The following is an 8,191-nucleotide window of genomic DNA, read 5'->3' on the forward strand; positions in this document are numbered from 1 at the left end:
GGGCGTCTCGAAGCATAAGGCGGCGTGAGGGAATTACCGCTTCGGCGTCCAGACCGGGTCGGGGGCGGGGACGGGGGTGGAGACGTAGATCTGTTCCTGCTTGAGCACGATGTCACGGGCCAGCGGCGCGCGGTCGGCGGGCAGCATTTCCTCCGAGCGGGCCAGCATCTCCAGCCACATCGCCTGTAGCCGCTCCAGATCCTGGCGGCCATTGCCCATCTTCTTGATCTCCGCCTGGTTGCGGCGGATCCAGCGCAGCGTCTCCTGCCGCGCCGCGTTGGCGTTCATCACCTTCTCGCGAAACGCCTGCAGCCGCTTCGGGGCCTCGGTATCGGCCACCTGGCAGGCCTTCACGATCCGCGCCATCTCGTCGAAATCGGCGGCGGTCAGCTCCAGCAGCGGCTTGCCGAAATAGGTGTAGTTCAGATTATGCACCGACAATTCGCCGCTCAGCCGGGCGATGCGGTCCACCGGGGCATTGCCGCCGGGCAGCAAGTCGCAATTGGGCCGGGGCGGCGGCGGCGTGAGGGGCTGGCCTTGCGAATCCGTCGGGGCTTCGCCTTGCGCCAGCGCCGGGGCCGGCAGCAGCAGGAAAAGGCAGAGCAGATACCGGCAAAGCGGCATGGAGATGTTCTCCGGCTTTACATCCGTGCGGGGCGGGTGCTTCACTTACCCGCGAAGAAAACTAGCATCATCGGCGGCGTCTCGACAGTGCGGCTGCGTTGCCCGCAACCCTGCCGCCCATCCTCCGGGGAGGTATCGAATGTCTCAACTGGCGAATGAACGCGTGGCCTATTTCAACGGCAAGATCGTGCCGGAAAGCCAGGTGCTGATCCCGTTCCGCGACCGCGGCTTCAAATATGGCGACGCGGTCTTCGACATGACCCGCACCTTCGGCCACAAAATCTTCCGCCTGCAGGAGCATGTCGACCGGCTGTACAAGTCGCTGGCCTATCTGAAGATCGACCCGCAACTCTCGCCGAAGGAGATGATCCGCCTCTCCGAGGAGGTGCTGGAGCGCAATCTGCACCTGATCGGCAAGAACGAGGATTACTGGCTGGGCCAGCGCATCTCGCGCGGCGTCGGCGAAAGCTTCTCCGGCACCGAGAATGCCGGGGCCACGGTGATCGTCGAATGCTCGCCGCTGCCCCTGAAGCATCGCGCGCCGCTCTATCGCGACGGCATCGACGTGATTGTGCCCTCGGTGCGCCGCACCCCGCCGGACGCGATGAGCCCGCGCGCCAAGACGCATAATTACATCAACCTGGTGCTGGCCGACCTGGAGGCCCGCGCCCAGGACGCCGAGGCCTGGGCCGTGCTGCTCGACCAGGACGGCAATCTGTGCGAGGGGCTGGGCAGCAACGTCTTCATCGTCAGCGGCGACCGGCTGCTGACGCCGCGCGCCCGCTTCGTGCTGCCGGGCATCAGCCGCCAGCACACCATCGACATGGCGGAACGGATCGGCCTGCCCTTCGCCGAGGCGGATATCGATTTGTACGACGCCTATACGGCGGACGAGATGTTCCTGACCTCCACCTCGCTGTGCATCTGCCCGGTGCGCAGCATCAACGGCCGCACGGTCGGCGACGGCGCGGTGCCCGGCCCGGTCACCCGCCAGCTTATCGACGCCTATGCCAAATCGGTCGATTTCGACTTCATGGGCCAGTATCTCAGCCATCTCTCCTAAGGAATCATCATGCAGACGCGTATCGAGAATTGGACGGTCACCAAGCCGGCGGTCCGATCGAAGAAGGGCGTGGTCGCCTCGCAGAGCGCGCGGGCGGCGGCGGTGGGGGCGGCGGTGCTGCGCGATGGCGGCAACGCGGTCGACGCGGCGGTCGCCACCGGCTTCGCCCTGGCGGTGTACGAACCCTGGATGAGCGGGTTGGGCGGCGGCGGTTACATGCTGGTCTACAGCGCCAAGGAAAAGGCGGTGCACGCGGTCGATTTCGGCGTGGTCTCGCCGGCGCGGCTGGACCCGGCGGCCTATCCGCTGGCCAGTGCGGGCAACGATGCCGACCTGTTCGGCTGGCCCTCGGTGAAGGAGGGCAAGAATCTGAAGGGCTATCTCTCCATCGCCGTGCCGGGCGCGGTGGATGGCTACGGCCTGGCGCTGGAGCGCTTCGGCAGCAGGCCCTGGGACGAGCTGCTGCAACCGGCCATCGCGGCGGCGAAGCACGGCCACGCGGTCGATTGGTGGAGCCTGCTGCGCATCGCCAACGACGCGCCGGCGCTGCGCGAGTTCGCGGCGGCGGCGCAGACCTATCTGCCGAACGGCCTGCCACCCTCGCTGGGCGAAGGGGCCAAGCCGGTGCTCGACATGGGCAATCTGGCTGACACCATCGCCCATCTGGCGAAAGCCGGCCGGCGCGATTTCTACGAGGGCGACATCGCCGCCAAGATCGCCGCCGACATGCAGGAAGGCGGCGGCTTCCTGGCGGCCGACGATCTGGCGGCCTACAAGGCGCATATCGCCCGGCCGACGCCGCACCGGCGCGGCGAGGCCACCATCCACCTGCTGCCCGGCCTGAACGCCGGCCCGACCTTCGGCGACGCGCTGAGCCGCCTGCCGGCCACCCTGGGCAGCGACGCCGAGGGCTTCGCCGCCTACGCCAAGGCGCTGTCGGGGGCCTATCAGCGCCGGCTGGAGACGATGGGGCACGATGGCGATGCGGCCGGCCAGGGCTGCACCACGCATTTCTCGATCATGGATGGCGAGGGCAACATGGCCATCGTCACCAACACGCTGCTGTCGGCCTTCGGCTCCAAGGTGGTGCTGCCCCGGACCGGGGTGCTGATGAATAACGGCATCAACTGGTTCGATCCGCGCCCCGGCCGGCCGAACTCCCTGGCCGGCGGCAAGCGGCCGCTCTCCAACATGTGCCCGGTGCTGGTGACGAAGGGCGATCAGCCCTGGTTCGGCATCGGCGCATCGGGCGGGCGGCGCATCTTCCCGGCGGTGTTCCAGCTTACCTCGATGCTGGTGGATCGCGGGATGGAACTGGAGGCGGCGATGCACGCGCCGCGCATCAATGTCGACAATCCGGCGCGCATCGAGGCCGATCCCCGCCTGTCGCCCGAGGTGCTGGCGGCGCTGCGCGCCGTCGGCCCGGTGACGGAGCTGGAGGCGACCAGCTTCCCCATCATGTACGCAACGCCGCTGGCGGTGCTGCGCGAGGGCGATGTCTGCGTCGGGGGCGCGCATGTCAACTCCCCGGCGGCGGCCGTCATGGAAGCGTAATTTTATCTTTAATCCAATGATTTAATGGTTCGTTAACTGTGCCGTCGAATTATAGGTGAACGAACGTTTCCAATTCCGGGCGTCCGTATGCTCCACGCAGGCTAAAGGAAGGGCGAATGACGTCCAGTCTGTTCCGGGCTGTCTTCGGTCATAGCGACGAGCCGGCCGCCATAATGGCGCTGTCCGGCCAGGGCCCGGTCCTGCGTTCGGTGAATATGGCGTGCGCGGTGCGTTTCGGCATCGAGGAGGTCGCGGCGCGGGACAGGCCGCTCTCGGCGATCCTGCCGTCGCACGACATTGCCGCCCTGACCGCCCTGCTGCCGACGCTGCAGGGCGAGACGCCGCAGATGCTGACGCTTCAAGGCTCCGCCGCCCAGCCGATGCGGCTGCTGGTCGCCGCCTTCGCGGAGGCGGCGGGCGGGCGGCTGTATCTGCTGCGGTTTCCGCGCTCCGCCGCGCAGCTTGGCCGGGCTGACGCGCAGGCCCCCTTGTCGAGCCCCTGGCCGACGGCAATGCGGTTGTTGAATGCCATTCCGACGCCGGTTTTCTACAAGGACGCCGCCGGCCGCTTCATCGATTGCAACAGCGCCTACGAGGCGCATGTCGGGCTCAGCCGGTCGGAGATCGTCGGCCGCATCGGGCAGGAGCTGGGGCCGATCGGCCAGCCGCCCGAGCATGCGGGCAGCGACCGGCGCATCCTGTCGGGCGAAGAGGCCGTCATCGTGTACCAGATGCATGAGCGCGGTCCGGATGACGGGTGGCGCGACATCATGGTGCAGAAATCGGCCTTTCACGACGATAGCGGCGCGGTCGCGGGGCTGATCGGCACGATCTTCTATCTGACCGACCTGAAGCGCAAGGAACGCGAGTTGCAGCAGGCCAAGGAGGCGGCCGAGCTGGCCAGCCGCGCCAAGAGCGACTTCCTGGCCAAGATGAGCCATGAGCTGCGCACCCCGCTGAACGCCATCATCGGTTTCGCCGAGGTGCTGGAGAGCGAGATGTTCGGGCCGCTCGGCAATGTGCGCTATCCCGGCTATGCCCGGCACATCCGGGATAGCGGCGCGTTCCTGCTGAACATCATCAACGACATTCTCGACACCGCGAAGATCGAGGCCGGCAAGTACAAGCTGAACGAAAGCGACTTCCCGGTCGAACCGGTGGTGCGCGACTGCCTGCAATTGCTGCAGGGCCGGGCCGAGGAGCATGGCATCGCGCTGGAGGCGGAGCTGCCGCTGAACCTGCCCTCGGTGCGCGCCGACCAGCGCGCGCTGAAACAGATATTGCTGAACCTGCTGTCGAACGCGGTGAAATTCACCCGGCGGGACGGCACCATCACGGTGCGCGCCGAGCAGGGAGAGCGGGGATTTTCGCTGGCGGTGTGCGATACCGGCGTGGGCATCCCGCAGGAACAGATCGACCGCGTGATCGTGCCGTTCGAGCAGGTGCAGCAGACCGCCTTTCAGAGCGTCGACGGCACCGGCCTGGGCCTGGCGGTGGCGAAATCCCTGGTCGAGCTGCATGGCGGCCAGCTACACATCGCCAGCGTGCTGGGGCAGGGCACCACGGTGACGATCCACCTGCCGCCGTACCGGATCAGGCCGCGCGGCGCCGGCTCGGTGTCGGAAGCCGGTTAATATTCGTCGCCGCGCAGCTCGCGGTGATAGCTGAAATATTTGTAGATCATCTTCTTGAAGCCCGGATTCAGGTCGGCGAAATAGGCGCCGATCATCCCGTTCTGCACCCGGGCCACGATGGCCTCGGCCGGGAAGTCGAAATCGAACGCCGCATCCTTCACGGTGACGCGCAGATACAGCTTCTGGCGCGGCACCACATCGCCCTCATACGGGCCGAAGAACAGGCCGGTCGCGCTCCAATTCTTCATGGGATAGCTCTTGCCGTCCATTTCGACGTGACAGCCATCGCTGACCGGGACGCGCGGCGCGACGCGACTATCCTCTGTCATCAGTAAGTTTTTCAGTTTGCTAAACATCATGGCGCTTGTCTCTTTCGAGGTATGTACCCCCAGTTGCAGCCACCATGCCATAACGGCGTGAAGGAACCGTTAAGCACTGAAACAATTGTTTCTTTTATTTCGTTAGGAATTGATTGCCTTTGTAAGGCCGCTCAGGCGATATCTGGCGCAGCCAATACAGGCCGATGGCAAAGGGAACGATCATGATCCTGGAAGTAAATCTTCTGCGCGATGCCGGCGAAGCGGTCGGCAACATCCTGGCCTGGATCGCCGATCTGGTGCTGGGCGTGCTGGGCTCGCTGGGCGCCGTCTTCTCGGATTTCTTCGGCGGCGTCGCCGACGGCGCGGGCATGTCGGACGCCAGCCTGTTCAGCTGGGTCTTGCTGGGCCTGGGCGCGCTGTTCCTGATCGGCGCAATCCAATCGCTGCTCAAGGCCTCCATCGTCGGCGGCATCGTCCAGCTGGTGATCGCCGCCTTCCTGATCGGCTGGGTGGTGACGTGAGGGCCTAGTCCATGAGGGGCTAGTCGAACAGCCGGTCGATATCGTCCTGGCTGACGCCCTTGCCCTTCAATTGCGGGCCGTTCAGCAGGGCCGCGTCGCCGCTCTTGCCGCTCTCCTCGCTGATCTCCTTCGACAGCCGGGCCAGCTCGTCCTTGCCCCACAGGCTGACCATGGTGTTCAGCTTCTCGTCGATGAATTTCAGCGAGGTCACCACCTTGGACACGCGCTGGCCGGTGATGTCCTGGAACGAGCAGGCCTCGAACACCGTGCCGATCTTGTCGCCGATGGCGTCCAGCTTGTTCGTCATCGGCTTGTTGTCCGGCGCCATGGCGCGGATTTCCTGGGCCAGCGCATCGATCGCCTCGACGCTTTCCAGAATGGCATTGGTCGCCACCTCGGTCGCCTCGACGATGGCGTCCAGCTCCTGCGACATGGAATTAAATCGGTCCTCGTCCGAACCGGGCTTGCGGATCGCCGCCAGCTCATGCCGGATTTTCTGGGTGAAGGCGAAAAGCTTCAGTATTTCCGGCTTCAGGTCTAGCGAAGCGCTCATTTTTATCTCCCCACTCTCGGGCGCGATGCGACGCGCCCATGCCTGCTGTAATCTCTTATTGATTGACGAAGAGTTAACGCCCGGCCGGCTGTCTTCGTCTTGTCGCATGACTGGACGAGGTCCGGCGGCTTCGCCATAGTTTGGCCCGCCAACCCCACCGACGCTAGTAAGAAGCGCGCCGCGCAACCGCGCCTGAAAGGAAACTTCCAAAATGGCGAAGTCCGACATCGAAATCGCCCGCGAGGCGCGATTGCTGCCGATTGAGCAGATCGCCGCCGGCCTCGGCATCCCGGCCGACAAGCTGTATCGCTACGGGCCGACCAAGGCGAAGCTCGATCTGGGCTATATCGCCGGGCTGAAGGACCGGCCGGACGGTCGGCTGATCCTGGTCACCGCCATGACGCCGACGCCGGCGGGCGAGGGCAAGACCACCACCACGGTGGGCTTGGGCGACGGGCTGAACCGCATCGGCGCCAAGACCATGATCGCCCTGCGCGAGCCCAGCCTCGGCCCGTGCTTCGGGCTGAAGGGCGGGGCGGCCGGCGGCGGCTATGCCCAGGTGGTGCCGATGGAGGATATCAACCTGCATTTCACCGGCGATTTCCACGCCATCGCGGCGGCGAACAATCTGCTGGCGGCCCTGATCGACAACCATATCTACTGGGGCAACGAGATCGGCATCGACACCCGCCGCGTCACCTGGCGGCGCGTGGTCGATATGAACGACCGGGCGCTGCGCCAGATCGTCAGTTCGCTGGGCGGGGTGGCCAACGGCTATCCGCGCGAGGACGGGTTCGATATCGTGGTCGCCTCCGAGGTGATGGCGATTTTCTGCCTGGCGACCGACCTGGAGGATCTGACCGCCCGGCTGGGCCGCATCGTCATCGGCTACACCGCCGAGCGCCGGCCGGTGCGGGCGTCCGAGCTGATGGCCGCCGGGCCGATGACCGCGCTGCTGCGTGACGCGCTGATGCCTAATCTGGTGCAGACGCTGGAGAACAGCCCGGCCTTCGTGCATGGCGGCCCGTTCGCCAATATCGCGCATGGCTGCAACTCCGTCATCGCCACGCGGGCCGCCTTGAAGCTGGCCGATTACGTGGTCACCGAGGCCGGCTTCGGGGCCGATCTGGGGGCGGAGAAATTCTTCGACATCAAATGCCGCAAGGCGGGCCTTGCCCCAGACGTGGCGGTGGTGGTCGCCACCATCCGCGCCTTGAAGATGCATGGCGGCGTGGCGAAGGAGGAGCTGGGCCGCGAGAATGTGGGCGCGGTCCAGGCGGGCTTGAGCAATCTCGGCCGGCATATCGGGAATGTGCGCGCATACGGCGTGCCGGTGGTGGTCGGCATCAACAGGTTCACCGGCGACAGCGCGGCCGAGAGCGAGGCGGTAATGGCGTTCTGCCGCGAGCTGGGCGTCGACTGCTTCCTCAATAATCATTGGGCCGAGGGCGGGGCCGGCATCGAGGCGATGGCGCGCCGCGTCGCCGAACTGGCCGATAGCGGGCAGGCGCGTTTCCAGCCGATCTACGAGGATGAGCTGCCGCTGTTCGAGAAGGTGCAGAAGGTGGCGCGCACCATCTACGGCGCCGAGGACATCGCCGCCGACGCCGCGGTGATGAAGCGCTTCGCCCAGCTTGAGGCCGACGGCTTCGGCCATTTCCCGGTTTGCATCGCCAAGACGCAGTACAGTTTCTCCACCGACGCCGCCGCCAAGGGCGCACCCACCGGCCATATCGTGCCGATCCGCGAGGTGCGCCTGTCCGCCGGGGCCGAATTCGTCGTCGTCATCTGCGGCGAGATCATGACCATGCCCGGCCTGCCCCGCGTGCCCGCCGCCAACGCCATCTTCGTGAACGGGAAGGGCCAGATCGAGGGGCTGTTCTAGCGGTTAGTCCCGCTAGTCCCTCGCCCCGGAAGGGGAG

Annotated in this window: 8 protein-coding genes; 5 read left to right on the top strand and 3 right to left on the bottom strand. The window is 66.0% G+C overall.

The annotated features are described in order from the left end of the window. Positions 1-33: 33 nt before the first annotated feature. Positions 34-624, bottom strand: coding sequence for a hypothetical protein (locus AUP43_RS03605; RefSeq protein ID WP_067552839.1), 591 nt, complete (start codon positions 622-624; stop codon positions 34-36). Between the two features lie 139 nt (positions 625-763). On the opposite strand from AUP43_RS03605, the gene AUP43_RS03610 reads away from it, so the two are divergent. The 3 genes from AUP43_RS03610 to AUP43_RS03620 all read left to right on the top strand — a co-directional run bounded on the left by AUP43_RS03610 (position 764) and on the right by AUP43_RS03620 (position 4,875). Next, positions 764-1,687, top strand: coding sequence for an aminotransferase class IV (locus AUP43_RS03610; protein ID WP_067552841.1), 924 nt, complete (start codon positions 764-766; stop codon positions 1,685-1,687). Positions 1,688-1,696: 9 nt separating this feature from the next. After that, a complete protein-coding gene (locus AUP43_RS03615; RefSeq protein WP_067552843.1) occupies positions 1,697-3,241 on the top strand; it encodes a gamma-glutamyltransferase family protein in 1,545 nt (514 codons plus the stop codon). Between the two features lie 116 nt (positions 3,242-3,357). Beyond that, positions 3,358-4,875 (top strand): PAS domain-containing sensor histidine kinase, encoded by a 1,518-nt coding sequence (locus AUP43_RS03620; RefSeq protein ID WP_067552845.1) that lies wholly within the window; start codon positions 3,358-3,360, stop codon positions 4,873-4,875. Here the strand turns inward: AUP43_RS03620 and AUP43_RS03625 are convergent. Further along, positions 4,872-5,204: a hypothetical protein gene (locus AUP43_RS03625; RefSeq protein WP_067552847.1), complete on the bottom strand. Its 333-nt coding sequence runs from the start codon at positions 5,202-5,204 to the stop codon at positions 4,872-4,874. The two genes, AUP43_RS03620 and AUP43_RS03625, sit on opposite strands and share 4 nt — an antisense overlap. A 212-nt stretch (positions 5,205-5,416) precedes the next feature. On the opposite strand from AUP43_RS03625, the gene AUP43_RS03630 reads away from it, so the two are divergent. Beyond that, complete coding sequence (locus AUP43_RS03630; protein ID WP_067552849.1) at positions 5,417-5,716, top strand: hypothetical protein; 300 nt, start codon at positions 5,417-5,419, stop codon at positions 5,714-5,716. 19 nt (positions 5,717-5,735) lie between these two features. Here the strand turns inward: AUP43_RS03630 and AUP43_RS03635 are convergent, their stop codons facing one another. Further along, entirely contained in the window at positions 5,736-6,269 is a 534-nt protein-coding gene (locus tag AUP43_RS03635; protein WP_067552851.1) for a protein phosphatase CheZ, read from the bottom strand. Positions 6,270-6,480: 211 nt separating this feature from the next. Here AUP43_RS03635 and AUP43_RS03640 point away from each other — a divergent pair, with 211 nt between their 5' ends. Then, positions 6,481-8,154: a formate--tetrahydrofolate ligase gene (locus AUP43_RS03640; RefSeq protein WP_067552853.1), complete on the top strand. Its 1,674-nt coding sequence runs from the start codon at positions 6,481-6,483 to the stop codon at positions 8,152-8,154. The last annotated feature ends 37 nt before the right edge of the window (positions 8,155-8,191 follow it).

The sequence above is a fragment of the Oceanibaculum pacificum genome (assembly GCF_001618175.1).
Lineage (GTDB): Bacteria > Pseudomonadota > Alphaproteobacteria > Oceanibaculales > Oceanibaculaceae > Oceanibaculum > Oceanibaculum pacificum.

Coding starts and splice junctions, on each gene's coding strand:
- AUP43_RS03605 (WP_067552839.1), bottom strand. CDS start 624: ATGCCGCTTTGCCGGTATCTGCTCTGCCTTTTCCTGCTGCTGCCGGCC.
- AUP43_RS03610 (WP_067552841.1), top strand. CDS start 764: ATGTCTCAACTGGCGAATGAACGCGTGGCCTATTTCAACGGCAAGATC.
- AUP43_RS03615 (WP_067552843.1), top strand. CDS start 1,697: ATGCAGACGCGTATCGAGAATTGGACGGTCACCAAGCCGGCGGTCCGA.
- AUP43_RS03620 (WP_067552845.1), top strand. CDS start 3,358: ATGACGTCCAGTCTGTTCCGGGCTGTCTTCGGTCATAGCGACGAGCCG.
- AUP43_RS03625 (WP_067552847.1), bottom strand. CDS start 5,204: ATGACAGAGGATAGTCGCGTCGCGCCGCGCGTCCCGGTCAGCGATGGC.
- AUP43_RS03630 (WP_067552849.1), top strand. CDS start 5,417: ATGATCCTGGAAGTAAATCTTCTGCGCGATGCCGGCGAAGCGGTCGGC.
- AUP43_RS03635 (WP_067552851.1), bottom strand. CDS start 6,269: ATGAGCGCTTCGCTAGACCTGAAGCCGGAAATACTGAAGCTTTTCGCC.
- AUP43_RS03640 (WP_067552853.1), top strand. CDS start 6,481: ATGGCGAAGTCCGACATCGAAATCGCCCGCGAGGCGCGATTGCTGCCG.